Annotated in this window: 27 protein-coding genes; 15 read left to right on the forward strand and 12 right to left on the reverse strand. The window is 73.4% G+C overall.

Annotated features, from left to right (window positions below; all coding sequences use genetic code 11):
• The first annotated feature begins 28 nt into the window (after positions 1-28).
• Complete coding sequence (locus JQX11_RS17935) at positions 29-1,633, forward strand: ABC-F family ATP-binding cassette domain-containing protein (RefSeq protein ID WP_204926107.1); 1,605 nt, start codon at positions 29-31, stop codon at positions 1,631-1,633.
• Between the two features lie 77 nt (positions 1,634-1,710).
• Here the strand turns inward: JQX11_RS17935 and JQX11_RS17940 are convergent, their stop codons facing one another.
• Positions 1,711-2,313 carry a cadmium resistance transporter gene (locus JQX11_RS17940; protein ID WP_307826230.1) on the reverse strand — a complete coding sequence of 201 codons (603 nt, stop codon included), beginning with the start codon at positions 2,311-2,313 and terminating at the stop codon, positions 1,711-1,713.
• A gap of 202 nt (positions 2,314-2,515) precedes the next feature.
• Between JQX11_RS17940 and JQX11_RS17945 the strand changes: the two genes are divergently transcribed.
• The 3 genes from JQX11_RS17945 to JQX11_RS17955 all read left to right on the forward strand — a co-directional run bounded on the left by JQX11_RS17945 (position 2,516) and on the right by JQX11_RS17955 (position 5,667).
• Positions 2,516-2,743, forward strand: coding sequence for a helix-turn-helix domain-containing protein (locus tag JQX11_RS17945; protein ID WP_007072022.1), 228 nt, complete (start codon positions 2,516-2,518; stop codon positions 2,741-2,743).
• A 43-nt stretch (positions 2,744-2,786) separates the two neighbouring features.
• Complete coding sequence (locus JQX11_RS17950) at positions 2,787-3,554, forward strand: enoyl-CoA hydratase/isomerase family protein (protein WP_204926108.1); 768 nt, start codon at positions 2,787-2,789, stop codon at positions 3,552-3,554.
• Between the two features lie 127 nt (positions 3,555-3,681).
• Positions 3,682-5,667, forward strand: coding sequence for an ABC transporter ATP-binding protein (locus tag JQX11_RS17955; protein WP_204926236.1), 1,986 nt, complete (start codon positions 3,682-3,684; stop codon positions 5,665-5,667).
• A gap of 264 nt (positions 5,668-5,931) precedes the next feature.
• On the opposite strand, the gene JQX11_RS17960 is transcribed toward JQX11_RS17955, so the two are convergent.
• The 7 genes from JQX11_RS17960 to JQX11_RS17990 form a co-directional block, all read right to left on the reverse strand.
• Positions 5,932-6,369: a hypothetical protein gene (locus JQX11_RS17960; protein WP_204926109.1), complete on the reverse strand. Its 438-nt coding sequence runs from the start codon at positions 6,367-6,369 to the stop codon at positions 5,932-5,934.
• 214 nt (positions 6,370-6,583) lie between these two features.
• Positions 6,584-7,219, reverse strand: coding sequence for a G/U mismatch-specific DNA glycosylase (mug, locus tag JQX11_RS17965; RefSeq protein WP_204926110.1), 636 nt, complete (start codon positions 7,217-7,219; stop codon positions 6,584-6,586).
• Positions 7,216-7,968: an SDR family oxidoreductase gene (locus JQX11_RS17970; protein WP_204926111.1), complete on the reverse strand. Its 753-nt coding sequence runs from the start codon at positions 7,966-7,968 to the stop codon at positions 7,216-7,218. Before JQX11_RS17970 ends, mug begins: the two co-directional genes overlap by 4 nt.
• 49 nt (positions 7,969-8,017) lie before the next feature.
• Positions 8,018-8,512, reverse strand: coding sequence for an SCO6045 C-terminal-like domain-containing protein (locus JQX11_RS17975; RefSeq protein WP_204926112.1), 495 nt, complete (start codon positions 8,510-8,512; stop codon positions 8,018-8,020).
• Positions 8,509-9,327, reverse strand: coding sequence for an MbnB/TglH/ChrH family RiPP precursor modification enzyme (locus JQX11_RS17980; protein WP_204926113.1), 819 nt, complete (start codon positions 9,325-9,327; stop codon positions 8,509-8,511). Before JQX11_RS17980 ends, JQX11_RS17975 begins: the two co-directional genes overlap by 4 nt.
• Entirely contained in the window at positions 9,324-10,271 is a 948-nt protein-coding gene (locus JQX11_RS17985) for a TIGR04222 domain-containing membrane protein (RefSeq protein ID WP_204926114.1), read from the reverse strand. The genes JQX11_RS17980 and JQX11_RS17985 overlap by 4 nt, the downstream gene beginning before the upstream one ends.
• A 131-nt stretch (positions 10,272-10,402) precedes the next feature.
• Complete coding sequence (locus tag JQX11_RS17990) at positions 10,403-10,975, reverse strand: TetR/AcrR family transcriptional regulator (protein WP_204926115.1); 573 nt, start codon at positions 10,973-10,975, stop codon at positions 10,403-10,405.
• A gap of 230 nt (positions 10,976-11,205) precedes the next feature.
• Here JQX11_RS17990 and JQX11_RS17995 point away from each other — a divergent pair, with 230 nt between their 5' ends.
• Positions 11,206-11,853, forward strand: a complete 648-nt coding sequence (locus tag JQX11_RS17995; protein ID WP_204926116.1) for an HAD family hydrolase — start codon at positions 11,206-11,208, stop codon at positions 11,851-11,853.
• 155 nt (positions 11,854-12,008) lie between these two features.
• Entirely contained in the window at positions 12,009-12,938 is a 930-nt protein-coding gene (locus JQX11_RS18000) for a serine protein kinase RIO (protein WP_204926117.1), read from the forward strand.
• A gap of 48 nt (positions 12,939-12,986) precedes the next feature.
• Here JQX11_RS18000 and JQX11_RS18005 read toward each other — a convergent pair whose 3' ends face one another.
• The gene (locus JQX11_RS18005) at positions 12,987-13,235 is read right to left on the reverse strand and encodes a DUF2630 family protein (RefSeq protein WP_088645025.1); all 249 of its coding nucleotides are present in this window, start codon (positions 13,233-13,235) and stop codon (positions 12,987-12,989) included.
• Positions 13,236-13,510: 275 nt separating this feature from the next.
• On the opposite strand from JQX11_RS18005, the gene JQX11_RS18010 reads away from it, so the two are divergent.
• The 4 genes from JQX11_RS18010 (at position 13,511) to JQX11_RS18025 (ending at position 17,759) form a co-directional block, all read left to right on the forward strand.
• The gene (locus JQX11_RS18010; RefSeq protein ID WP_204926118.1) at positions 13,511-16,279 is read left to right on the forward strand and encodes a nitrate- and nitrite sensing domain-containing protein; all 2,769 of its coding nucleotides are present in this window, start codon (positions 13,511-13,513) and stop codon (positions 16,277-16,279) included.
• Between the two features lie 76 nt (positions 16,280-16,355).
• Positions 16,356-16,778: a roadblock/LC7 domain-containing protein gene (locus tag JQX11_RS18015; RefSeq protein ID WP_204926119.1), complete on the forward strand. Its 423-nt coding sequence runs from the start codon at positions 16,356-16,358 to the stop codon at positions 16,776-16,778.
• Positions 16,779-16,783: 5 nt separating this feature from the next.
• On the forward strand, positions 16,784-17,170 hold the full coding sequence (locus tag JQX11_RS18020; protein WP_088645633.1) for a DUF742 domain-containing protein: 387 nt from the start codon (positions 16,784-16,786) through the stop codon (positions 17,168-17,170).
• Positions 17,151-17,759, forward strand: a complete 609-nt coding sequence (locus JQX11_RS18025) for a GTP-binding protein (RefSeq protein WP_204926120.1) — start codon at positions 17,151-17,153, stop codon at positions 17,757-17,759. Before JQX11_RS18020 ends, JQX11_RS18025 begins: the two co-directional genes overlap by 20 nt.
• A 75-nt stretch (positions 17,760-17,834) precedes the next feature.
• Here JQX11_RS18025 and JQX11_RS18030 read toward each other — a convergent pair whose 3' ends face one another.
• Positions 17,835-20,687, reverse strand: coding sequence for an aconitate hydratase (locus tag JQX11_RS18030; RefSeq protein WP_204926121.1), 2,853 nt, complete (start codon positions 20,685-20,687; stop codon positions 17,835-17,837).
• Between the two features lie 162 nt (positions 20,688-20,849).
• Here JQX11_RS18030 and JQX11_RS18035 point away from each other — a divergent pair, with 162 nt between their 5' ends.
• From JQX11_RS18035 to JQX11_RS18055, 5 genes are all read left to right on the forward strand, one after another.
• A complete protein-coding gene (locus tag JQX11_RS18035; protein ID WP_204926122.1) occupies positions 20,850-21,242 on the forward strand; it encodes a VOC family protein in 393 nt (130 codons plus the stop codon).
• A gap of 37 nt (positions 21,243-21,279) precedes the next feature.
• Complete coding sequence (locus JQX11_RS18040) at positions 21,280-21,714, forward strand: VOC family protein (protein ID WP_204926123.1); 435 nt, start codon at positions 21,280-21,282, stop codon at positions 21,712-21,714.
• Positions 21,715-21,747: 33 nt separating this feature from the next.
• Positions 21,748-22,233: a YcxB family protein gene (locus JQX11_RS18045; protein ID WP_204926124.1), complete on the forward strand. Its 486-nt coding sequence runs from the start codon at positions 21,748-21,750 to the stop codon at positions 22,231-22,233.
• Positions 22,234-22,282: 49 nt separating this feature from the next.
• On the forward strand, positions 22,283-23,239 hold the full coding sequence (locus JQX11_RS18050) for a DUF4304 domain-containing protein (RefSeq protein ID WP_204926125.1): 957 nt from the start codon (positions 22,283-22,285) through the stop codon (positions 23,237-23,239).
• 131 nt (positions 23,240-23,370) lie between these two features.
• Positions 23,371-24,027 carry a DedA family protein gene (locus JQX11_RS18055; RefSeq protein ID WP_204926126.1) on the forward strand — a complete coding sequence of 219 codons (657 nt, stop codon included), beginning with the start codon at positions 23,371-23,373 and terminating at the stop codon, positions 24,025-24,027.
• Between the two features lie 115 nt (positions 24,028-24,142).
• Here the strand turns inward: JQX11_RS18055 and JQX11_RS18060 are convergent, their stop codons facing one another.
• On the reverse strand, positions 24,143-24,799 hold the full coding sequence (locus tag JQX11_RS18060; RefSeq protein ID WP_204926127.1) for a C39 family peptidase: 657 nt from the start codon (positions 24,797-24,799) through the stop codon (positions 24,143-24,145).
• 359 nt (positions 24,800-25,158) lie between these two features.
• Positions 25,159-25,884, reverse strand: coding sequence for an alpha/beta hydrolase (locus JQX11_RS18065; protein ID WP_204926128.1), 726 nt, complete (start codon positions 25,882-25,884; stop codon positions 25,159-25,161).
• Positions 25,885-25,922 lie beyond the last annotated feature (38 nt).

Genomic DNA, 25,922 nt, shown 5'->3' on the forward strand with positions numbered 1-25,922 from the left:
CAGACCCCCCCGAGAGCGAGTACCGGAAATGATCAGTGTCACCGGCCTGGAACTGCGCGCCGGCTCCCGGATCCTCCTGTCCGACACCACCCTGCGGGTGCAGCCCGGTGACCGGATCGGACTGGTCGGTCGCAACGGCGCCGGTAAGACCACGACCCTCAAGGTACTGGCCGGCGAGGGGCAGCCGTACGCCGGGCAGATCGACAGGCGTAGCGCCATCGGCTACCTGCCGCAGGACCCGCGTACCGGCGACCTGGAGGTCACCGGCCGGGACCGGGTGCTCTCCGCCCGGGGGCTGGACGTGCTGATGGCCCAGATGAAGGAGATCGAGCAGCAACTCGCCGACGGCGTCGACGACAAGCTCGTCCGCCGCTACGGCGCGCTGGAGGACCAGTTCGCCTCGCTGGGCGGGTACGCCGCCGAGGCCGAGGCCGCCCGGATCTGCGCCAACCTGGGGCTGCCCGACCGGGCCCTCGCGCAGACCATCGGCACCCTTTCCGGCGGTCAGCGACGCCGCATCGAACTGGCCCGCATCCTGTTCCGCGACGCGGGGGAGAACGGCGGCGGCATCCTGCTGCTCGACGAGCCCACCAACCACCTCGACGCCGACTCGATCACCTGGCTGCGCGGCTTCCTCGCCAACCACAAGGGTGGGCTGATCGTGATCTCCCACGACGGTTCGCTGCTGGAGTCGGTGGTCAACAAGGTCTGGTTCCTCGACGCCACCCGCTCCGTGGTCGACGTCTACAACCTGGGCTGGAAGGCGTACCTGGCGGCGCGGGAGACCGACGAGCGGCGGCGACGCCGGGAACGGGCCAACGCCGAGAAGAAGGCCGGCGCGCTGATGGCGCAGGCGGACAAGATGCGGGCCAAGGCCACCAAGACCGTCGCCGCGCAGAACATGGCCCGCCGGGCCGAGAAGCTGATCTCCGGCCTGGAGGAGGTCCGGGTCTCCGACAAGGTGGCGAAGGTCCGGTTCCCCAACCCCGCGCCGTGCGGCAAGACCCCACTGACCGCGACCGGCCTGTCCAAGTCGTACGGCTCGCTGGAGATCTTCACCGACGTGAACGTCGCGGTGGACCGCGGCTCCCGGGTGGCGATCCTCGGGCTCAACGGTGCCGGCAAGACCACGCTGCTGCGGATGCTCGGCGGCCTGCTCCCGCCGGACACCGGCGAGGTGCACGCCGGGCACGGTCTGCGGCTGGGCTACTACGCCCAGGAGCACGAGACGCTGGACGTGGAACGCACGGTGCTGGAGAACATGCGGGCGGCGGCGATCGAGCAGTCCGACACCGACCTCCGCAAGATCCTCGGTGCCTTCCTGTTCTCCGGCGAGGACGTGAACAAGCCCGCCGGGGTGCTCTCCGGTGGCGAGAAGACCCGGCTCGCCCTGTCGACCCTGGTCTGCTCCGGCGCGAACGTGCTGTTGCTGGACGAGCCGACGAACAACCTCGACCCGGTCAGCCGTGAGCAGGTGCTCGACGCCATCGCCAACTACCCCGGCGCGATCGTGCTGGTCACCCACGACCCGGGCGCGGTGCTCGCGCTCAAGCCCGACCGGGCCATCCTGCTCCCCGACGGCGACGAGGACGCCTGGAGCGACGACCTCCTGGAACTGGTCGAGCTGGCCTGATCCGGCCCCGACCCCGCCCGCGACGGCCGGCGGGGTCGGCTGCCCGGCCATCGGCCCGTGGTCGGTCCGGCCGGTGGTCAGCGGGCGAGGTCGGCCAGCCGGCCGAGGACGCCCGAGCCGACCAGGATCACCAGGCCGATGGCGACGAAGACGACCGGGACCAGCCAGTGCCCGGCCCGGCCGACCAGGTGGACCACCCGGGGGTGCCCGCCGAGCAGCGCGGCGGCACCGCACCAGACGGCGACCAGGAGCGCGAAGACCAGCAGGTAGACCAGTCCGGTGGCCGGGTCGAGGGCGCGGAACACCGGGACGTAGACGGCGATGTTGTCGGCGCCGTTGGCGACCGTCACCCCGGCGACCCCGAGCAGTCCGCCGACCACGGCCGGCGGCGAGTCGTCGTCGGTGCGGGCCAGCAGCGCCCGGACCCCGAGTGCGACCGGCAGCAGCCCGAGCAGGCCGGTCCACGGATCGGGCACCACCAGCAGGCCGGCGGCGACCACCAGGGCGGCCGCGACGAGGGTGGCGATGCCCAGGTACTGACCGGTGACGATCTGCCACGGGCGGGGTCGTCCCGTACCGCGGGCGGCCACGAAGAGTACGGTCAGCACCACGATGTCGTCGAGGTTGGTGGCGGCGAAGACGGCCGCCGCGCCGCTCACGTCGCCCAGCAGGTCGGTCACGACCGGCAGGCTACGGGCCGCCGACCAGGGTCGCCAGGGCGCGCTAGCAGCCGTCGGCCGAGTGCAGGGTCACTCTATCGGGTTGACGACACTGCATAGCGTGTCGGTTGGCGAAGAGTTGATATCTGGCGCATGATCGTTCGAGACGGTCTAATAGGTGGGACCGTATCGAACCGCACAGTCTGGGACGTGAGGAATCAGCATGGCAGCCACTGGCACAGCCACCAGCACTGAGAAGGGTCGCCGGATCGTCGGAGCCGAGCGTCAGACGCTCGCCAAGGACCTGGTAAAGCGGTACACCGGCGGGGAGAGCATCCGCGCGCTCGCCGCCTCGACCGGGCGATCCTACGGGTTCATCCACCGTGTGCTCACCGAGTCCGGTGTGCAGCTGCGGCAGCGCGGCGGCGCCCGGCGTCGCAAGAAGGCGTGACCCGCCCACCAGCGTCGTCCGTCAGCACGCCCCGGGCGGTCCGGTGACCGCCGAGACGACCGGGGTGCTACTGCACTGCGACGGGCCGGTCGCGACGGTCACGTTGTGCCGGCCCGACGTGCTCAACGCCCAGACTCCGGCGATGTGGCGCGCGATGAGCGACTTCTCCCGGGACCTGCCGGGCGACGTGCGCGTCGTGGTGGTACGCGGCGAGGGGCGGTCGTTCTCCGCCGGCCTCGACCTGTCGGTGGCCGGTGCCCAGGGGCCGGGTTCCTTCGCCGAGCTGTCCACCTTGCCCGAGCAGGAGTGCGCCGACCGGATCGCCGGTTACCAGCAGGGTTTCACCTGGCTGCACCGCCCCGACGTGATCTCGGTGGCCGCCGTGCAGGGTCATGCCATCGGCGCGGGCTTCCAGCTCGCGCTCGCCTGCGACCTGCGGGTCCTCGCCGAGGACGCCAAGCTGTCGATGGCCGAGGTCACCCTCGGTCTGGTCCCCGACCTGGCCGGCACGAAGCGGCTGGTCGAGCTGGTCGGCTACGCCCGCGCCCTGGAGCTGTGCGCCACCGGCCGGCGGATGGACGCCGCGGAGGCCGACCGGATCGGCCTGGCCAACCTGGTGGTGCCGAACGCCGAGCTGGACGCGGCGGTCGGTGACCTCACCGCCGGCCTGCTCGCCGGCAACCGGGACGCGGTGGTGGAGATCAAGGCGCTGCTCGCCGGCGCCGCCGGCCGCTCCCACACCGAGCAGCAGCGGGCCGAGCGTGAGGCGCAGACCCGCCGGCTGCGTGACCTGGCCGGCCGGGGCGAGTAGCCGGCCGGCGGTCGGTAAGGACTGCCCGGGAAGAGCCGGGTTACCGCCGAGGTTGTCGTAGGCGTGGGGAGAATCGACCCCGACGGTGCGTGCCGCCACGACACGGAGGTGACCGATGTCCAACCCGATGACGGGCGGCAACATGGCCGGCTGGAGCATGCTCCGGTCGATCCGCCACGGCGACGAGGTCTCCGCCCACCGCCTCAAGCGCGGCACCGCCAAGCGGATCATGGCGTTCGCCCACCCCTACCGGCGGGACATCGTCATCTTCCTGGTGACCGTGGTGATCGCCGCCGTGATCGGGGTGGCCACCCCGGTGCTCGCCGGGCACGTGATCAACGCGATCAGCCGCGGCGGGCCGGAGGCCGGTGCCACGGTCGTGCGGTTCGCCCTGGTCATCGGCGGGCTGGCCGTCGCCGACGCGATCTTCTCCCTGGTCCAACGCTGGTACTCGGCCCGTATCGGCGAGGGCATCATCCTCGACCTGCGCACCAGGGTCTACGACCACGTGCAGCGGATGCCGTTGCAGTTCTTCACCCGCACCCAGACCGGGGCCCTGGTCAGCCGGCTCAACAACGACGTGATGGGTGCCCAGCGGGCGTTCACCTCCACCCTGTCCGGGGTGGTGAGCAACGTCATCCAGCTGGTGCTCACCGCCGGGGTGATGTTCACCCTCTCCTGGCAGATCACCACGCTCTCGCTGATCCTGCTGCCGATCTTCGTGATCCCCGCCCGGCGGGTGGGCCGGCGGCTGGCCGAGATCACCCGGGAGTCGTACAACCTCGACGCCAAGATGAACGCCACCATGACCGAGCGGTTCGGGGTGGCCGGGGCGCTGCTGGTCAAGCTGTTCGGTTCGCCCGGCGTGGAGGCGGGTCGGTTCGCCGCGCGGGCCGAGCGGGTCCGCGACATCGGAATCCAGTCGGCGATGTACTCACGCACCTTCTTCGTGGCGATGCTGCTGGTCGCCTCGCTGGCCCAGGCGCTCACCTACGGGCTCGGCGGCTGGCTGGCGGTCACCGGCGCGGTCAGCGCCGGCACCGTGGTCACGCTCGCCCTGCTGCTCACCCGCCTCTACGGTCCGCTGACCGCGCTGTCCAACGTCCGGGTCGACGTGATGAGCGCGCTGGTCTCGTTCGACCGGGTCTTCGAGGTGCTCGACCTGCGCCCCGGCATCGAGGAGAAGCCCGACGCGGTGCCGGTGCCCGCCGGTGCCGGGCGGGTCGAGTTCCGCGACGTCCGGTTCCGCTACCCGGCTGCCGCCGACGTCTCGCTGGCGTCGCTGGAGGAGGTCGCCACCCTCGACCGGACGGCCGGCGAGCCGGTGCTCAAGGGGGTGTCCTTCCGGGTCGAGCCGGGGCAGATGGTGGCCCTGGTCGGGCCGTCGGGGGCGGGCAAGTCGACCCTGTCCATGCTGATCTCCCGGATCTACGACGTCACCGACGGCGAGGTGCGGGTCGGTGGGGTCGACGTCCGGGACGCCACCCTCGCCTCGCTGCGCGACGAGATCGGCGTGGTCACCCAGGACTCCCACCTGTTCCACGAGACGATCGCCGAGAACCTGCGGTACGCCAAGCCGGACGCCACCGACGACGAGATCTGGGCGGCGCTGGCCGGCGCCCAGGTGGCCGATCTGGTGCGCGCCCTGCCCGACGGGTTGGACACGACCGTCGGTGAGCGCGGCTACCGCTTCTCCGGTGGGGAGAAACAACGCATCGCCATCGCCCGACTGCTGCTCAAGGCCCCGTCGATCGTGATCCTCGACGAGGCCACCGCCCACCTCGACTCGGAGAGCGAGGCGGCCGTGCAGCGGGCGCTGGCCGTGGCGCTGACCGGGCGGACGGCGCTGGTGATCGCGCACCGGCTCTCCACGGTCCGCGACGCCGACCAGATCCTCGTCCTCGACGACGGCCGGATCGTCGAGCGGGGCCGGCACGACGAACTGGTCGCGGTCGGTGGGCTCTACGCCGAGCTGTACCGCACCCAGTTCGCGGTCGCCGAGTCGCCCACGCCATACCCGGATGCCGCTGAGCCGGCCGAGCCGATCGTCACCACCGTGCCCATGGGCACCTACGTCGCCCAGGAGGCGCGGCCCCCCGCAGTGGCCAACTGACGACCCGCGCAGGGGCGACCGGCGGTGTCCGCGTGGGCCGCCGGGTGGTGGGTGCACCCGGTCGACAACGTGCGGAGGCCGGTCCGTTCGGGGGCGGGCGGCGCTGTCGACGGCGATCCGAGGCCAGGCCAGGGGGAGCGGGCCCCGACCTGGTCTCCGTTGCGACGGCGATCCCCACGCCGGGCACCGGGTACACGACTCATCGGCCGGTTGAGCCGGCGGTCGTCAATGCGGTGCCTGTTCCGTCATACGGTGCGGTGCGACTCAGAAGTACACCGTGCGGGACTTCGTGTACGTCGTGTACTGGCTGCCCGGGTAGAAGGTGGAACCGGATACCGTGACCTCGATGTTGGTAAATCCGTAGCTGGAGACGAGATCGCCGGTGAAGGTCTCGCAGTTCTGGTAGTAGACGGTGTGGTAAGCGCTGGCGCTGCCGCCCTTGATGGTCACCTGGGAACTCGGGTAGGTGCTCTGTCCGCACAGCGTCACCGAGTAGCTCGCCTGGTTGCTGCCCGTCGTCCCGGAAACGGTTCCGGTGGCGGTGCCGAGGGACAGGGTGTTGTTGTAGCCACCCTTGACCGAGACGGTGAACGATGAGGTGCCCGCCTGGGCGCTGACCGCGGGCAACACGGCCACCGCGGCGGCCCCGGCGGCGCCCGCAGCCAACAGGCGGACGAAGCGGGAAGAACGGACTTGTGGCATAACTGCTCCCGACGTGATGGGAAATGCGTTAACGGCGTGTAGCCGATTGCGGTTCCAATGTTAGACCAACGTGAACTCGAAAGCACGCCCGAAATAAATCTACGTCAATTGCAGTGGGACCCGTCGTTCGCAATTTATTGCCTTGATGTCGGCATTTACACGACACATCGTGAACGCGTGACGCGGCCTACCGTGAGTGCGGGGACGGTGGTGGTCAGCCGGCGGGGGAGGGCGGCTGGCCGGTCACCGCGGCGCGCAGCTCGCCGAAGGCGTTCCCCAGGGCCTGCGGGGTGAAGTGGGCGTTCAGGCCGCTCGGGTTGGGCAGCACCCACAGCCGCGCGCCGGCCAGCGGTTCCGGCTGCGGGCCGAAGCCGGCCCGGGGCCGGGCGAACCCGATCCGGTAGGCGGTCACCCCGACCACGGCCACCCAGGTCGGCCGGTAGCGGGTCACCTTGTCGGTCAGCGTCCGCGCGCCCGCCAGCAGTTCCGCCGGGGTCAGCTCGTCGGCCCGGGCGCTGGCCCGCGCCACCATGTTGGTGATGCCCAGGCCGAACCCGGGCAGCATGTCCTGCTCGCTCGGGTGCAGTTGGCGCGGGGTGAAGCCGCCCCGGTGCAGGGCCGGCCAGAAGCGGTTGCCCGGCCGGGCGAAGTGCCAACCGGTGGCCGCCGACCACAGGCCCGGGTTGATCCCGACGAAGAGCACCGTCAGCCCGGGGCCGATCACGTCCGGGATGGTGCGGTCCGCCGCCGCGGCCAGTTCCGCCCGGTCCGGCCGCCGCACCGGTCCGGAGGTGGCGCGGGCCGGTGCGGGGGTGGCGGCAGGGCCGGCCGAGCGGCGTCGCGGGGTCACAGGCTGCGCAGTGCGCCGCCGTCGACCGGCACGCTGACCCCGGTGACGTAGCCGGCGGCGGGGGAGAGCAGGAACGCGGCGACCCGCCCGAACTCGGCCGGATCGCCGATGCGGCGCAGCGGGATGCCGGCCTCCGCGGCGGCGCGGGCCGTCTCGTCGTCGCCGAGCAGTTCCCGGTTGCGGTCGGTCAGGAAGCGTCCGGGCAGCAGGCCCAGTACCCGTACGCCGCGCGGGCCGTGCTCGTCGGCCAGGTCCTTGGCCACCCCGGCGAGGCCGGGCCGCAGCCCGTTGGAGATGCCGAGGCCGGTGATCGGGGTACGGGCCGAGGTGGACAGCACCAGCCCGATCGCGCCCCCCTCGGTGAGCGCGGCGGCCACCGTCCGGGCCGTCCGCACGGTGCCCAGGAAGACCGTCTCGAAGGACTCCCGCCACTGCGCGTCGCTGACCTGGGCGGCGGTGCCGGCAGGCGGCCCACCCACCGAGACGAGCGCCCCGTCGAGCCGGCCGAAGTGTTCCCGCGCGGCGATCACCAGCCGCTCGGGCAGGCTCGGGTCGGCCAGGTCGGCGACGAGGCCGATGGCGTGCTCGGGCCCACCCAGCAGGTCGACCGCGCCGGCGACCCGCTCCGGCGTCCGGGCCGACAGGACCACCCGCGCCCCGTCGGCGACCAGGCACCGTGCGGTCGCGAAGCCGAGCCCCCGGGACGCGCCGGTCAACACGTACACCCGATCGGTGAGTCCGAGATCCATGCCGCCGATCCTGCCGTATCCGGCGGTGGCCGGCGCGGCGGCCCGGTGGTCAGCGGCGGGTGGAGCGCAGCAGGCGTACCCGGCCGGCGAGCTGGAGGGCGACGGCGTCGCCGCTGCGGACCAGGGCCGGCAACCGGCGGCGGCGGGGCGGATGCCGGCCGTCGTAGCGGTGGGTGGCCTCGCGGGCGGCCAGCTCCTGTGCGCCGAGCGGGGGGAGGGCGCCCTGGTCGCGCAGCGTGCGGGCGAGGTCCCAGCCGTCGCGCAGCGATCCGGCGGTGGGCCGGCCGGCCGCCCAGCCGGCGAAGGTGGCCGGCCAGGTGTCGCCGAGCCCGGCGGCGAGCAGCGGCCAGTGGCGGGCGACCTCCCCGGCCCGCTTGCGCAGCAGTGCCCGCCTGGCGGCGTCGACCCGGTCGGTGGCGAAGCCGGCGGGCAGCGGAGCCCCGGCGACCAGGGCGGCGACCAGCGCGGCCTGTCGGGCGGCCAGCCCTTCCGGTCCGGTGGCGTCGGGCAACGGGGCCGACCCGAGGGGGTGCGTCGGGCTCATGTGACGACCGGGTGGCCGGCGGCGGTGGCGAGGGCGTCCAGCTCGGCCCGCAGCGCGTCGGCGGGTGGGTAGTGGCCGTCGCGTTCCAGCAGCAGGGGCGGCGGCCGGCGGCCGGCGCAGAGCGCGCCGACCAGCTCCAGCACCTCGGTGGGCACCGGATCGGTGTGCGTGTCGTGGTAGAGCCCGCCGTGCTCGGCCCCGCCGGCCACGTGCACGTAGGCGATCCGTTCCAGCGGCAGCCGGTCCAGCAGGGCCTGCGGGTCCTGGCCCCGGTTGCGGGCGTTGGCATAGACGTTGGCCACGTCGAGCAGCAGCTCCGCGTCGGTGGCGTCGAGGATCTCGGTGAGGAAGTCCGCCTCGTCCAGCTCGTCGTCGGGCCAGTCGAACAGCGCCGCGATCGGCTCCAACGCCAGCGGCACCGGCAGCTCCGCCCGGGCCCGCGCGACGTTCGCCGTCACCGCCGCCACCGCCTCCCGGGTCCGGGGCAGCGGCAGCAGGTGCCCGGCCTCCAGCCCGCCGGCCCGGACGAACGCGATGTGCTCGCTGACCAGTGGCGCGCCGACCAGCTCGGCCACCCGGGCCAGGTGCGTCACCCGGGCCGGGTCGACCGGCTCCGCGCCGCCGAGGGAGAGGCGCACCCCGTGCGGTACGACGGTGACGTCGCGCTCCCGCAGCGCGGCCAGCCCCGGTGGGAGGGGGCCGTCGGGGGCGAGCGACTCCGCCACCACCTCGACGAAACGCAGGCCGGGCAGCTCGGCGACGAAACCGGCGATCTCCGGCCGCCAGCCGATGCCCACCCCCTGCGGCCGGGTCATCCGCCGCACCCGCCACCGCCGCCGCATCCTCCGCCGCCGCCGCAGGAGCTGCCGCCACCGCACGACGAGCCGCTGTCGCCCGACGAGGTGCTGCCGCCGCACGTGACACCCGTGGAACCGGTGTAGCCGCTGCCGCTGCCGGCGTTCAACGCCTGCCGCTGGATCTCCGCCTGTGCGGCGAAGCCGGGGTCGAGCGCGTAGAGGGAGACGGTGCCGAACAGGGCCACCCCCATCGCCGCGCCGGCCGGACCGTAGGTCGCGTAGGCCGGGGCCGAGTCGGGGGCGAGGTGGTGGTTGCTGCTGCGCAGGCGGCTCATCATCACGTTCGCCGTCCTGGTCCGCCGGGGCGTGCGGGCCACCAGGGCGAACGCCACCCCGAGCCCGGCCAGGGCGAGCAGCAGCCAGCCGACCGGCCGGCCGTTGACCAGCCCGGAGACCAGCCGCACCACACCCAGGGCCAGCAGCACCAGCAGCAGGTTCCGTCCGCGCCGCAGGGCCCGTACCCCGTCGGCGTCGATCAGCAGGCCGCGCTGCTCCAACCCCTGCCGCAGCTCCTGCAGGGCGCGGGTTACCCCGGCGTCGCGGCGCAGCTCGCGGGCGGCGACCGACCGGCGGGCGGCGTGCCGGATCGCGTGGTCGAGCGGGGTGAGCCCGTGGGGTGCCGACTCGGTGGCGGTCAACCGGCCGTTCGCCTTGACGTCGATCGCGCCGGCGCCGCGCAGCCCACCCAGCGCCGCCCAGATGGCGAGCTGGTCGCCGCCGTTGAGGTAGGCGACCTGCTGCGGACCGAGCTGTTCGGCGCCGACCGCGTCGGGTCCGGCGGCCGTGCGCCGCCGGTGCACCAGCACGCCGATCACGGCGACGACGGCCACCAGGAGGTAGAGCTTCAGGAAGAGCGGGCCGGGGATGCCCCAGGTGTCGCCCGCTGCGGCAAGGGTGTTCATGGGCTGCTCCTGTCGCGCGAGGGGGATCGCGGCCCCATTGTGGGACAGCCCCGCCACGCGGGCACGGCGGCGGTGGGCGAGTTACCGAGCCGAGACCTGCCCGCTTCCACGGCTGCCGCCCGGGGGTGGGGTCAGCGGCGGCGGACGGCCTCCTCGACCAGGTCCAGCACCGGCCCGAGATCGCCGGCGGGCCGGCCCATCGCCAGGTGCAGCACCAGCCCGTCGTACGCCAGTTCCAGGAACTGGGCCAGCACGTCGATGTCGATGTCCTCGCGGAGCACCCCGGCCTCGCGTTGCCGCGCGAGCCGGTCCCGGGTCGCCTCGGCGATGGCGGCCGACCGTTGCGCCCACCGGCTGGCGAACGCCGGGTCGGTACGCAGCCGGCGGGACACCTCCAGCTGGCTGCCCAGCCAGCCGGTGGTGTCCGGGGAGACCGCGCGGGCGAGCAGGTCCCGCATCACCTGGACGAGGCCGTTGCGGGCCACCGTGGCGACCATCGCGGCGGCGTCGTCCTCGGCGACGGCGAGGAAGAGCGAGTCCTTGTCGCGGAAGTGGTGGAAGATGGCGCCCCGGGACAGCCCGGTGGCCTCCTCCAGCCGGCGCACGGTGGCTCCCTCGTAGCCGTGCCGGGCGAAACAGGCCCGGGCCGCGCCGAGGATCTCCTGGCGGCGCGCGTCGAGCTGGTCCTGACTTACTCTGGGCACGGGTCGATCGTCGCAGGTGACCGTGCGCAAGGCAAACCGTACGTACGGCTTGCTATTGGCCGTCACCTCGGCCTGCCGGACGCGCGTCCGGTTAGGATCGGCCGGTGGCGACAGCCCTGGTCACCTCCCCCCACCCGTGCCCCGCACCCGCCCGACCCCGGCCGCCCGACGGTCGACGACGGGTGGTTCGACCCTGTCGGCGGCGGTCCCCTCTCCCGTAAGGTGCCTCAGTGCCGTTGCTCCTGCTCGACCTGGACAACACCCTGCTCGACCGGGCCGGGCCGTTCCGCGCCTGGGCCGAGGGTTTCCTGGCCGAGATCGGCGCGCCGGCCACCGACATCGACTGGCTGCTGTCCATCGACGCCGACGGCCTGACCGACCGGTGGGACATCGCCGACGCCATCCGGGACCGGTACGCGCTGCGCATCCCCTCCATCGACCTGGTCGAGGAACTGCACGACGGGGTGGTCGGCTACACCCGGCTGGATCCGCTGGTGGCCTGCGCGCTGCGGATCGCCGACGACGCGGGGTGGCTACCGGTGGTGGTCACCAACGGATCGGTCCGGCTGGAGGACGCCAAGATCCGGCAGACCGGCCTGGACCGTTACGTCGCCGACTGGGTGATCTCCGAGGAGGCCGGTGTCAGCAAGCCCAACCCCCGGATCTTCGCGCTGGCCGCCCAGCGGGCCCGGCTGCCGCTGCGCGGCGCGTGGGTGGTGGGCGACAGCCCGGAGGCGGACATCGGCGGGGCCGCCGCGGTCGGCCTGCCCAGCGTCTGGCTGCACCGGGGTCGGAGCTGGACCGACACCCGCTTCGCCCCCACCCGTACCGTCGACTCGTTGATCGCGGCCGTCTCGGTGGTGCTCGCCGGCGGGTAAATCGGTTGTGTCCCGCGCGGGGCGTCGGCCAGCATGGGCCGGCGCGCACGCGCAGCCGGGCGGGGCCCGGTCGAGGAAGGGGGGTCGGTCATGGCCGTCTTCGCAGGGTCGTACCACCTGCCTCCATCAGCCTCGATCAAGGGATCACCAGCACCGTGCGCGAACACGACATCCCGGCGCCGCAGCGCCGTGGCCGCGGCAAGAGCCGCTTCGACGACGACGAGACACCCCTTCTGACGTACGGCCGGCAGCCGGCCGGCACCGCACCCGAGGACGAACCCGACCCCGAGCCGGAGGACCACTGGTCCTCCTGGGACCAGGCCGTGCACGGGCCCGAACCGCACCCGCGGTGGCTGGTCACCGAGCTGGCCGCCCGGGACACCGATCTCGGCGTGCTCAAGACCGGCAAGGAGGCGGACGTCCACCTCGTCCGCCGGGCGGTGCCCGACACCGACCGGTCCTGCCTGCTGGCGGTCAAGCGCTACCGCGACGCCCAGCACCGGCTCTTCCACCGTGACGCCGGCTACCTGGAGGGGCGCCGGGTCCGCCGGTCCCGGGAGAACCGGGCGATGGCCGGCCGGACGGCGTTCGGCCGGCAGATGATCGCCGGTCAGTGGGCGGCGGCCGAGTTCGCCGCGCTGTCCCGGCTCTGGGAGGTCGGGGCGGAGTCCGGGCGGATTGCCGTGCCGTACCCGGTGCAACTGCTCGGCACCGAGCTGATGCTGGAGTTCGTCGGCGACCCCGACGAGGGGACCGCCGCACCCCGGCTGGCCCAGGTACGCCCCGACCCGGACGAGCTGCGCTCTCTCTGGGAGCAACTGGTGGACGCCCTGATGGTGCTGGCCCGGGCCGGCTACGCCCACGGCGACCTGTCGCCGTACAACCTGCTGGTGCACGCGGGGCGGCTCGTCATGATCGACCTGCCGCAGGTGGTCGACGTGGTGGCCAACCCGCAGGGGCCGGAGTTCCTGGCCCGCGACGTGCGGGTGGTGGCGACCTGGTTCACCGCCCGGGGCCTGCCCGCCGCCGACACCGATCCGGCCGCCCTCACCGCGCTGCTGCTGCGGGAGGCGGGGATGCGCTGACGCGGCGACGCCCCGGACGGCCGACGGCCGTCCGGGGCGTCGGGGGCGTCACTGGAGGTAACGCTCGACCTCCGACACCGGCCGGGCCCCCTGTGCCTCCGGGTCGCCGTGCGCCTCCCGGGCCGCCCGGCGGCGGCGCAGCAGGTCCCAGCACTGGTCCAGGGACTCCTCCAGCGCGCGCAGTTGTTCCTTGGCCTCGTCGTCGGTGCCGGATTCGTGGGCCTGGGCCGCCGACCGGAGCCGGTGCTCCTCGTCGACCAGTTCCGAGATCCGGTGCAGGATGCTCTTGTCGTCCATGCCCCTGAGCCTGGCACAGCGGGGTCGGCCGCGCCCGCGATCGGGGTCGGTCGTCCCGGCGACGGTCCCGTCCGACCCGCCGCCGGCCCGGCACCGCCGTCGGGCCGCTACCATCCATGGTGGTCACCATCGCCTCCGACCTGCGGCACCGGCCCCGCCTCCATGATCAGCATGGCTTGAGCGATGGTGCTGCCGACTGCTAGCGTGCGCCGGGTTCAGGTGTGTCGTGACGCGTCGGGCGTCCGGCGGCCACGGTCCGGCCCGGGGGCGGTGTGATGGGTTCCGGCAGCACACGTCTGCGTACCAAAATCGTCGCCCTGCTCACCTCGCTCGTCGCGCTCTGGTCCTTCGCGGCCTGGGTGACCGTCCAGGACGGCTTCACCCTGCTGTTCGTGCAGACGCTCAACAGCCGGGTGGCCGACCCGGGCCAGGCGCTGCTCACCGCGTTGCAGGACGAGCGCCGGCTCGCCAACGCCTACCTGGGCGAACGCGGCCAGCCGCAACTCGACGCCCTGACCGCCCAGTGGCAGCGCACCGACCTGGTGTCGGACGACTTCGGCACGTCGGTGGGCAGTTGGCAGGCCGAGCTGGCCACCGGGGAGGACACCCGCCGCCGGGTGGACGAGGTGCTGACCGGGCTCAGTGGTCTCACCGGCGTCCGGGAGTCGGTGCGTGACGCCGGGGTGAACCGGGCCGAGGCGTCGGCCGCGTACACCGCCATCCTGGCCGCGGTGCTGCGGATGTACGGCTCGCTCGGCCAGCTCGACGATCCGCGGATCGCCGCCGAGAGCGAGACCCTGGTCGACCTCTACCAGGTGCGGGAACTGATCTCCCAGCAGGACGCCCTGATCACCGGGGTGCTCGCGGCGGGCCGGATGACCGGCGACGAGTACGCCCGCTTCGCCCAGCTGGTCGGCGCCCAGCGCTACCAGACCGCGGAGGCGGCCGGCGAGCTGTCCCCGGCCGACCGGGTCCGCTACGACCAGCTCGCCGGCTCCGACGCGGTGGCCCGGTTCCGGGTGCTGGAGGACCGGGTGATCCAGCAGGCCCGGTCGGGGGCCACCCTGCCGTTGACCGCGCAGGAGTGGCAGTCGACCGTCGGGCCGGCGATGCAGGCCCAGGTGGACTTCGGGGTGACCATCGGCGACGCGCTGATCGACCGGGCCACCCCGGTCGCGGTGGGCGTCATCGTCCGGCTGGTGCTCGCCGCCGGCCTCGGCCTGATCGCCGTCGTCGCGTCCATCGTGGTGTCGATCAGCACCGCCCGGCACCTGGTCCGCCAGGTGGCCCGGCTGCGGGACGCCGCGCTGCGGCTGGCCCACGAGCGGCTGCCCGGGGTGGTGGACCGGCTCGGCCGGGGCGAGGACGTCGACGTGGCCCGCGAGGCCCCGCCCCTGGACTTCGGCGACGACGAGATCGGCCAGCTCGGGCGGGCGTTCAACGCCGTGCAGGAGACCGCCGTGCGGACGGCGGTGGAGCAGGCCGAGCTGCGTCGCAACGTCCGGGGGGTGTTCCTCAGCCTGGCCCGGCGGACCCAGGCGCTGGTGCACCGCCAGCTCACCCTGCTCGACGCGATGGAACGGCGCGAACACGACGCCGAGGAACTGGAGGACCTGTTCCGGGTGGACCACCTGGCCACCCGGATGCGGCGCAACGCGGAGAACCTGATCGTGCTCTCCGGCGCCACCCCGGGCCGGGCCTGGCGGCGCAACGTGCCCATGGTGGACGTGGTGCGCGGCGCGGTCGCCGAGGTCGAGGACTACACCCGGGTGGACGTGCTGCCGCTCGGGCCGGTCGCGCTCGCCGGCCGGGCGGTCGGTGACGTGATCCACCTGCTCGCCGAGCTGATCGAGAACGGGCTGTCCTTCTCGCCGCCGAACACCACGGTGGAGGTGCGGGGTCGACTGGTGACCGCCGGGTACGCCATCGAGATCGAGGACCGTGGCCTGGGGCTGACCGGGGAGGAACTGGTCGCGGCGAACCGCCGGATCGTCGACCGTTCCGAGTTGAACCTGGCCGACGCCGCCCGCCTCGGCCTGTACGTGGTGAGCCGGCTGACCGAGCGGCACGGGGTGAAGGTGCAGCTCAAGGAGTCCGCCTACGGGGGCACGACCGCCGTGGTGCTGATCCCGTCGGAGCTGGTGGTGCCCGGTGACCCGAGCCCGTCCGGCGCCCAGCCGGTCCTCGCCGCCGGCCCGGCCACCGCCGCCGCGCCGCCGACCCTCGCGGCCCCGCCACCGGCCACCACGCCGCCGGTCCCGGCCACCGCGCCGCCGACCGCCGCGACAGCGCCGCCGGCCACCCCGTCGCCGGCCGGTACGACCACGTCGGCGGCCCCGTGGGCTGTCCCGCCGTCGGGCGCGGTGACCCCGGCCGGGCTGCCCGCCCGCTCCCGCAAGCGGCCCCCGCGCCCGCCGGACCCGGCCGCCGCCCCGCCACCGGTCAGTGACGCGCTGCACGGGCCGACCGTCCCGACCGGCCTGCCGATCACCGGTCTCCGACCGTCCACCCCCGAGCCTGCGGCCACCGACGCACCCCCACCCGGCGGGCGGTGGTCGGCCACGTCGGCCGATCCCGGACCCGCCCCGGCGACCGCCGGCCCGGTGGACGCGGGCCTGGTCGACACGGGTCCGGTGGACGCGGGTCCGGTCGACACCGGCACGGTCGACGACGCCGGACCGGTCGACACCGACCCGGCCACGGGCCGGTCGGGCGGCTCCGACCCGGCCGACCGGGCGACCGGGGACGGGCGGACGGCGGACGACGGTCTCGACCCGCCGTCGCCTACTGTGGAAGGGCCGGTGACCGACGCGGGACTGCCGGTGCGGGTGCGACAGGCGAACCTGGCACCCGGGCTGCGGGCCTCGCCGAGCGCCGGGGAGACCGCGGCCGCAGGCACCCCGCGGCGTGCTCCCGAGCAGATACGCCAACTGATGAGCGCCTACCAGTCGGGCACCCGACGCGGTCGCAGCGACGCGGCCCGGCTGCTGGAGGGCACCCGCGCCGGCGACCGGCCGGACGCCGCGGACAACCCGGCGGGCTGACGGCGTCGCGACGGATGCGACGCCGCCGACGGGACGGCAACGAGCACGGCGTACGCGCCGGGGAAGAGGACGACGAGTGGGGCAGACGACGGCATCCGGTGCCGACCTGACGTGGTTGCTCGACGATCTGGTCAGCCGGGTCAAGCAGGCTGAGCACGCCGTCGCGCTCTCCACGGACGGCCTGCTGATGGCCGCGTCCGGGGGGATGGGACGGGACGACGGCGAACACCTCGCCGCGATGGCCGCCGGCATCCAGAGCCTGGCCCGGGGCGCCGGCAAGCGTTTCGGCGGCGGGCAGGTCCAGCAGACCATCATCGAGATGGAGTCCTCGTTCCTGTTCGTCACCGCGGCCGGGCCGAACGCCTGCCTGGCGGTGCTGGCCGGCACGGACGCCGACGTCGGCCTGATCGCGTACGAGATGGCGATGCTCGTCGCCCGGGTGGGCAAGTACGTGGCGTCCCCGGCCCGGGGCGTCGATCAGCCGTCCGGCGGGAACTGACCGCGATGGCCGGTGACGGCGACCCCGCGGACGAACAGTGGGTCGACGAGCACGCGGGCCCGGTGGTCCGTCCGTACGCGGTCACCCGGGGCCGGGCCCGCCCGGTCACCGGCTCGTTCGACCTGATCTCGCTGGTCACGGCGACCCGGACGAACGCGGTCGAGGAGGCCGGGCTGGGGCCGGAGCACGTGGCGATCGTGGCGCTGACCCAACGCATGCAGTCGGTGGCCGAGATCGCCGCCCGACTGGACCTGCCGGTGGGCACCGTACGGGTGCTCCTCGGTGACCTGGTGGCGCGGGACCTGGTCCGGGTACAGGAACCCCGGGAGCCGGCCGGTGTCAACGACGAGAGCATCTACGAGGCGGTGATCAATGGACTACGGGCACTCTGAACGTCCGGCGGGGGCGCGGGTGCTGCCCACCGCGCTCAAGGTTCTGGTGGCGGGCGGTTTCGGGGCCGGCAAGACGACCCTGGTCGGGGCGGTCAGCGAGAGCCGTCCACTGCGGACCGAGGAGGTGCTGACCGAGACCGGCATCGGCGTCGACGACCTGTCCGGTGTGGAACGCAAGAGCACCACCACGGTGGCGATGGACTTCGGCCGGATCACCATCAGCAACGACCTGGTGCTCTACGTCTTCGGCACCCCCGGGCAGGACCGGTTCTGGTTCCTGTGGGACGAGTTGGCGGTGGGGGCGCTCGGCGCGGTGGTGCTGGCCGACACCCGACGGTTGGCCGACTGCTTTCCCTCGATCGACTACTTCGAGGGGCGGGGCACCCCGTTCGTGGTGGCGGTGAACTGCTTCGAGGGCGCCCGCCGGTTCGGCGTCGACGAGATCCGCGCGGCGCTGGACCTGGACCCGGAGGTGCCGTTGCTGCTCTGCGACGCCCGGCAGCGGGAGTCCGGCCGCAACGTGCTGATCACGCTGCTGGAGCACGCCATGAAGACCCGCGAGGCCCGCCGCCGGGCTGCCGGCGGCTGAGCACGACCGCACCGCGCGCCGACGCGACGGGCCCCCTCCGCCGGCGGAGGGGGCCCGTTCCGTGCGCGGGGTACGTCAGCTCGCGATCATGCGGCGCAGCACGTACTGGAGGATGCCGCCGTGGCGGTAGTAGTCCGCCTCGCCCGGGGTGTCGATCCGGACCACCGCGTCGAACTCCACACCGGTGTCGGTGCTGACCCGCACCGTACGCGGGGTGTCGCCGTCGTTGAGCGCGGTCACCCCGGTGATGGAGAAGGTCTCCGTGCCGGTGAGGCCGAGCGACTCGGCGGTGGTGTCCACCGGGAACTGCAACGGCAGCACACCCATGCCGATCAGGTTGGACCGGTGGATGCGCTCGTAGGACTCGGCGATGACCGCCCGGACGCCGAGCAGCATGGTCCCCTTGGCCGCCCAGTCCCGCGACGAGCCGGAGCCGTACTCCTTGCCGGCCAGGATGACCAGCGGCACGCCGGCCTCCTGGTAGGCGGTGGAGGCGTCGTAGATGGAGGTCTGCTCGCCGGTCAGGTGGTTGACGGTGAAGCCACCCTCCACGCCGGGGACGAGCTGGTTACGCAGCCGGATGTTGGCGAAGGTGCCCCGGATCATCACCTCGTGGTTGCCCCGGCGGGAGCCGTACGAGTTGAACTCGTGGCGCGGCACGCCGTGCTCGGCGAGGTACCGGCCGGCGGGGGAGTCGGCCTTGATCGCGCCGGCCGGGGAGATGTGGTCGGTGGTGACCGAGTCGCCCAGCTTGGCCAGCACCCGGGCGTCGGCGATGTCGACGACCGGGCTCGGCTCCTGCTGCATCCCCTCGAAGTACGGGGGCTTGCGGACGTAGGTGGAGTCGTCGGCCCAGGCGAAGGTGTCGCCGGTCGGGGTGGGCAGCGACTGCCAGCGCTCGTCACCGGCGAACACGTCGGCGTAGGCGGCGCTGAACCCGGTCGCGCCGATCGCGGCGGCGATGACGTCCTGGATCTCGGCGGTGTTGGGCCAGATGTCGCGCAGGAACACCGGGTTGCCCTCGGTGTCCTCGCCGAGCGGCTCGTTGGCCAGGTCGATGTCCATCGTGCCGGCCAGCGCGTACGCCACCACCAGCGGCGGGGAGGCCAGGTAGTTCATCTTGACGTCCGGGTTGATCCGGCCCTCGAAGTTCCGGTTGCCGGACAGCACCGACACGACGGCCAGGTCGCCGGAGTTGACGGCGGCGGAGACCTCCTCCGGCAGCGGGCCGGAGTTGCCGATGCAGGTGGTGCAGCCGTAGCCGACCAGGTTGAAGCCGAGCTTGTCCAGGTAGGGCGTGAGACCGGCCCGCTCGTAGTAGTCCATGACGACCTTGGAGCCGGGCGCCAGCGTGGTCTTGACCCACGGCTTGCGGCTCAGGCCCTTGTCGACGGCGTTGCGGGCCAGCAGCGCGGCACCGATCATCACCTGCGGGTTGGACGTGTTGGTGCAGGAGGTGATCGCGGCGATCACGACCGCGCCGTGGTCCAGCTCGTACTCCACGCCGTCACTGCCGGTGACCCGGACCGGGTTGCTGGCCCGGCCCCCGGCGCCGACGGCGGCGGTCTCCAGGTCGCGCGGCTCGTCGGCGGGGTCGCTGAAGTCGTTGGCGGGCGGGTCGCTGGCCGGGAACGACTCGGCGCTGGCCTCGTCGGCCGGGCCGTTCGCGCCCCGGGGCAGCTGCTCGCGGGCCACGCCGGGCTTGAGGTCGCGCTCACCGGCGGAGTCGTCGGCGACGTAGTCGGTCAGCGCCGAGCGGAACAGCGTCTTGGCGACCCCGAGCGGCACCCGGTCCTGCGGGCGCTTCGGCCCGGCCAGGGACGGCTCGATGGTGCCCAGGTCCAGCTCCAGGCGCTCGGAGTACGCCGGCTCACGCTCCGGGTCGTGCCAGAGCCCCTGCTCCTTGGCGTACGCCTCGACGAGCGCCACCTGGGAGGCGTCCCGGCCGGTCAGCTCCAGGTAGCGAACGGTCTCGGCGTCGATCGGGAAGATCGCGACGGTGGAGCCGTACTCGGGGGACATGTTGCCGATGGTGGCCCGGTTGGCCAGCGGCACGGCGCTGACGCCGGGGCCGTAGAACTCGACGAACTTGCCGACGACGCCGTGCTTGCGCAGCATCTCGGTGATGGTGAGCACCAGGTCGGTGGCGGTGGTGCCGGCCGGCATCTCGCCTGCGAGCTTGAAGCCGACGACCCGGGGGATGAGCATGCTGACCGGCTGGCCGAGCATCGCGGCCTCGGCCTCGATGCCGCCGACGCCCCAGCCCAGCACGCCCAGGCCGTTGACCATGGTGGTGTGCGAGTCGGTGCCGACGACGGTGTCCGGGTACGCCTGGCCGTTCCGCTCCATGATCGTCCGGGCCAGGTACTCGATGTTGACCTGATGCACGATGCCGGTGCCGGGCGGGACGACCTTGAACTCGTTGAACGCGGTCTGGCCCCAGCGCAGGAACTGGTAGCGCTCCCTGTTGCGCTCGTACTCCAGCTCGACGTTGCGGGCGAAGGCGTCCTCGCGGCCGAACAGGTCGGCGATGACCGAGTGGTCGATGACCAGCTCGGCCGGTGCGAGGGGGTTGACCTTGGTGGCGTCGCCGCCGAGGTCGCGGACCGCCTCGCGCATGGTGGCCAGGTCGACCACGCAGGGTACGCCGGTGAAGTCCTGCATCAGCACCCGCGCCGGGGTGAACTGGATCTCCACGCTCGGGTCGGCGGTGGGGTCCCACGCGCCGAGCTGGGAGATGTGGTCGGCGGTGATGTTCGCGCCGTCCTCGGTCCGCAGCAGGTTCTCCAGCAGGATCTTCAAGCTGTAGGGCAGTCTGTCGTGCCCCGGCACCTGGCTGATCCTGAAAATCTCGTAGCTCGCGTCTCCGACGCGTAGCTGGGTCTTCGCACCGAAGGTGTCGAGGCTCGCCACGTCGTACTCCTTCACACCAGCGACCGTGAGTAGTCCTGAGCAGTCTGTCGCACCGGGCGGAACGTCGCCCAGGTTAGGTAACACTTACTGCCGATTCGTCGTCTTCCAACAAAACCGTACGTCCGTCTTGCTATCCACGCAACCTCGTGCCAGGGTTCGGGACGAGGAGGTGCCACCATGATCCACCATGTGCTGCTCGCCTGCCCGCCCGGTGCCGAGGACTCGTCCCGGGCCTTCTACGTGGGCATCCTCGGCCTGACCGAGAAACCCAAACCCCCGGCCCTCGCCGCCCGTGGCGGCTGCTGGTTCACCGGGTACGACGCCGAACTGCACCTCGGCGTCGAGGCCGACTTCCGGCCCGCCCGCAAGGCGCACCCCGCCCTGCTGCGCCCCGACCTCGACGCCCTCGCCGACCGGCTGGCCCGCGCCGGCCACCCGGTCACCTGGGGTGACGACGACGAGCTGCCCGGGATGCGCCGCTTCCACACCGCCGACCCGCACGGCAACCGGCTGGAGTTCGTCGCCCCGCTGCCCGACCGGACGGCACGGCCGCCGGCCCCCGGTCGCTGAGCGCCACCGTGTCTGACCTCGCCGCTACGGTGGGCCGATGACGTCGGTCAAGCAGGTCCAGATCACCTTCGACTGCGCGGAGCCCGAACGGGTCGCCCGCTTCTGGTGTGCGGTGCTCGGTTACGTCGTGCCGCCACCGCCGCCGGGGTTCGCCGACTGGGGCGCGTTCGACAGAGCCCTGCCGCCCGAGCGGCAGGGCTCCGCGTTCGCCTGCGTCGACCCCACCGGCGCGGGCCCGCGACTGTTCTTCCAGCGCGTGCCCGAGGGCAAGGTGGTCAAGAACCGGCTGCACCTCGACGTGCGGATCGGCCCCGGCCTGGTCGGCGAGGAGCGGTTGGCCGCGCTGGAGGCGGAGTGCGCCCGGCTGGTCGCCCTCGGCGCGACCCGGGTACGCCTGCTGACCGCCGACGGGTACGACGAGTCGTGCCTGGTGATGCAGGACGTCGAGGGCAACGAGTTCTGCCTCGACTGAGCCACCGCCGTCGGCCCGCACTATCGTTTCCGCGTGCACATCCGTTTCGACGTCCCCGCCGACCCCGCCTACCCGGGCCGGGTGGCCGCCGCGCTCAGCAGCGTCCGGTTGCGTCGGTTCACCCTGATCGGCGCGGCGCTGGCGGCGGCCGGGGCGGCCGGTCTGCTCGTCTCCTGGGGCGGCCGGCTCTCGTCGCTGTGGCTGGTGCTGCTCGTGGGCGGGCTGCTATCGATGCTCTACGCGCCCTGGGTGCGCTGGCGGGCCCGACGCCGCTCCGACGACTACGCGGTCGAGGGCGGTTACGACATCACCGACGACAACATCATGATGCGCAGCGGCTCGGAGTCCGGCGGCATCGCCTGGGACGGGGTGGCCCAGGTACGGGAGGCCGGCGACTTCTGGATCGTGTACGTCGGTCGGATGCCGGCGACGGTGATCCCCCGCTGGTTGATGTCCCCCGGGGACGCCGAGACGTTGCGTGCCTTCATGGCCGCGCGCGGTCTGCTCCAGCCCCGGTGAACGGCCCCGCCGGACAGGTCGTCGCTCCCCGGCCGACCGGGGAGCCGAGGTGACGGGTAGCCGGCCGCTGCTGCCGACCTTCGTCGAGGGCCTGGCCGCGCACCTGGCCGGGTACGGGTTCACCCGCGAGGGCGGTACCCGGATCTTCCGCCGCTACGCTCCGACCGGGGACGCTCTGATCATGGAGGTGCAGTCCTCGGACCACTCCACCAGGACGACGAAAGCCTTCTACCTCAACGTGGCATTCGTGCTGGCCCCGCAATGGGAGAGCTGGCGTCGCCGGACCGGGCTGCCGGATTCCGCGCTGCCGAGCAGCGTCGACGGGATCTGGCGGCACCGGATCGGGCACCCGGTGCTGTCCGGGGGCGACCAGTGGCGCATCCACAGCACGACGGCCGCGACGGTGGCGCGGGAGGTGCGGCGACGTGTCGACGAAACGGTGCCGCAGCTCCTGCCGATGCTGGAGCGCGACCAGCTCTTCGTCGACGCTGCCCGGATCTTCGCTGCCCGCTCCTGGCAGGTGCGCGCCTGGCTTTTGGCGGTGCACGGGCCCTCGGAGGAACTCGACCGGATGTTGGCCCGGTGTCCACCGAATGCGGCCAGGATGATCCGCGACCACCTGGCCGGCTCCGGAGACGGATCGTCCGGGAAGCCACCGCTTGGCCGGCCATGGCCGACCCCCGGTCGGGACGACCACGCCCGGCCCGCCGCCGATGCGGCACCGGCCGTGCGGGGTTGGACCGCCGAGGAGGACCTCGTCCCCCTGCTGCGACGGATCAGCGGATACATCGCCTACCCGTACGACGACCTTGACGAGGCGGCGCTCACCGGCGCGCTGGACGACCAGCCGGCCGACGGCGGGTTCTGCTACCCGCTCATGGGCATCCCCCCACTGACGGTGCGGTTGGCCCGCCCGCCCGGCGGCACCCGGATCAGCGTCGAGGTGGACGGGCCCCTCGATCCGGTCCTGACCGACCGGCTCGGCACCCTGCTGACGGAGCGGTAGCGCGACCCCACCGCGTGGGGGTGGCCCGCAGCCGGAGTCCGCCCGGAGGCCCGGACGGCCGGGCCCCCGAGTGCCCCACCCGACCGTGCGGCGCGGGTAGGGTTCGAGGTCGGGTCGGAAGGGGTGCCGCAGTGGTCGACGTTCAGCACTGGCTCGTAGCACTTCCCCCGGGGCTGGTCTACCTGATCGTCGCCGGGGTGATCGGCGTCGAGAGCATGGGTGTCCCGTTGCCGGGCGAGATCGTGCTGGTCAGCTCCGCCCTGCTGGCCGCGACCGGGGTGGTCGAGCCGCACTGGGTCGCCACCGCCGCGGCGTTCGGCGCGATCGTCGGCGACTCCGTCGGCTACGCGGTGGGTCGCCGGGGCGGCCGTCCGCTGCTGGCCCGGCTGGGCCGGCGCTTCCCGAAACACCTGGGGCCCGCACAGCTCGCCCGCGCCGAGCAGAGCTTCGCCCGGCACGGCGTCTGGGCGGTGTTCTTCGGCCGGTTCGTCGCCCTGCTGCGCATCCTGGCCGGGCCGCTGGCCGGCGCGCTGCACGTGCCGTACCGGCGGTTCCTGGTGGCCAACGCGGCCGGCGGCCTGGTCTGGGCCTTCGGCACGACCTACCTGCTCTACACCCTGGGCCGGGCGGCCGAGCACTGGCTCAAGGACATCTCCTGGGCCGGCCTGGTCCTGGCCGTGCTCGGCGGGGTGGCCAGCACCTGGTGGCTGCGCCGCCGGGCCCGCCGGCTGGAGTCGACGACGACCACCGACGAGGCCGAGCCGGTGGCGGCCGGCACCGACCGCTGAGCCGCCACCGCTGCGGCCCCCGGGCACGGGAGCGAGCCGGCCGTACCGACGACGATCGGGCCGCCCCCGGGTGGGGGCGGCCCGATCGGTGTCCGGGGTCAGGACGGGCAGCGGGTCAGGACGAGTAGCCGCGGGTGGCGATCCAGTCGGCGAGGTTGTCCACACTCATCCGGTAGGACGCGGTGTTCGGGTTGGCCGAGTCACCGATGGTCACGGTCTTCCCACCGTCGCGGTAGCCGATGACGCTGATGTAGTGGCCACCCTCGAAGGAGTGGGCGTTGCCGTCGGTGTCCACGGCGGTGCCGGCGATGTTGGCCACCACGGCCCGACCGTCGTCGACGGCACGCACGATGTCGGCGCGCAGCTCGTCGGTCTGCTTGTCGTCGGCCTTGGCGCTGCGGATCTCGGTGCTCTCGTACGCCTTGCGGCCGGTCTCCTTGTTCAGCACGGGGGTGATGTCGTTGATGCTGTCGGTGCCGGCCTCGGTGGTGCGCATCTCCTTGGCCATGGCGTCGACGTCGATCTTCTTGCCCTGGACGGACAGGGCGTTGCGGGTCGCGGCGGGGCCGCAGTAGTAGAAGTTCGGCTGCGCCTGGTAGTCCATCGTCAGCTCACGCTCGCCGGCGGGCCGGCGCTCGGCCTGCACGGAGGCGGGTGCGCCGGTGCGGGCCTCGGCGGCGTAGGCGGCGGTCAGCGGGCCGGCGATGGCACCGGTGGTGAAGGCGAGGCCGGCAGCGGTCAGGGCGGTCTTGCGGATCAGATCGGTACGCATGGTCGCGTGCTCCTCTGCATCGGGGGTGTGGCGTACGCCCACAGGGGGGTGGGGCGTGGCCGGAAGTTCGGGGGGATCGCCCGGCGATCGGGGGACCTGCTCGGGCGTCCGGGGATTGTCAACCGACCCGGTGGCGACCGCATTCCGCGATCGGGGTTCCGGGGCCGTCCCCCTCGGGCGGGGGAGTGGCGGTGGTATGCCAGGTACAACGCCCCGCCCCCGGCGGCGATTCCGCCGTGCGGGTGGCCCCGGCCACGGGACGATCGGGCACGAACGGGTCTGTCCGGTGCGGGACCTCGCGCCCCGAACCGGACATCCGGCCCGTCACCGGACCCCGCGCGGTGGGCGGACGACCCGGCTCAGTCGGCCCGGATCAGGTCGACCACCGCGTCCCGGGCCGCCCGGACGGCCTCGCGGGACTGCTCGGTGTGGTCCAGGATGTCGAAGGCGTGCTGACCGTCCGGCACCTCCACCAGACGCACCGGTCGCCCGACCTGGGCGGCGGCGTCGAGGAACGCCGCGATGCCGGCCAGCAGCCCGGGGAGCTTGTCCTGCCCGGCCCGGGTCAGCACCACAGGCGTCGTCGAGCCGGCACCGAGGGCGTCGAGGGGCAGGAACCGTGCCGGCACCTCCCAGCCGGGCAGCGGGACGAGCAGCGGATAGGTCAACGCGATCCCCCGCACCCAGTCCGGTGCGGCGCGCAGCCAGTCGGCCGACAGCAGGCTCCCGCCGGAGAAGAACCAGAGCACCACCCGCTGCGGGTCGACCCGGGGGTCGGCCCGGACGGACTCGACCAGGCCGGCGATCTCGTCGGCGGTGGTGGGCAGCCCGGCCAGGTCGGTCACCCGGTAGCTGATGACGGCGGCGACCAGGCCCTGCTCGGCGAGGAGCGCCCCGTAGCCCCGGTAGAGCAGCCAGTCCCGGGGGTCCGGCGCGCCCGGCGGAAGCGGGGCACCGTGCACCACGACCACCACGGGGTGCGGGCCGGGGCCGGCCGGCAGGTGCAGGTCGACCTGGCCGTGCCGCTCCACCGGCGCGGCGGGCGGCGCCAACACGAAGGGTTGCTGCTCGACCGCATCGTCCATGCCGGGGAGCCTAGCCCTCCACGGCCCGTCGGACCGTC

Source organism: Micromonospora humida (genome assembly GCF_016901255.1).
Classification (GTDB): Bacteria; Actinomycetota; Actinomycetes; order Mycobacteriales; family Micromonosporaceae; genus Micromonospora; species Micromonospora wenchangensis.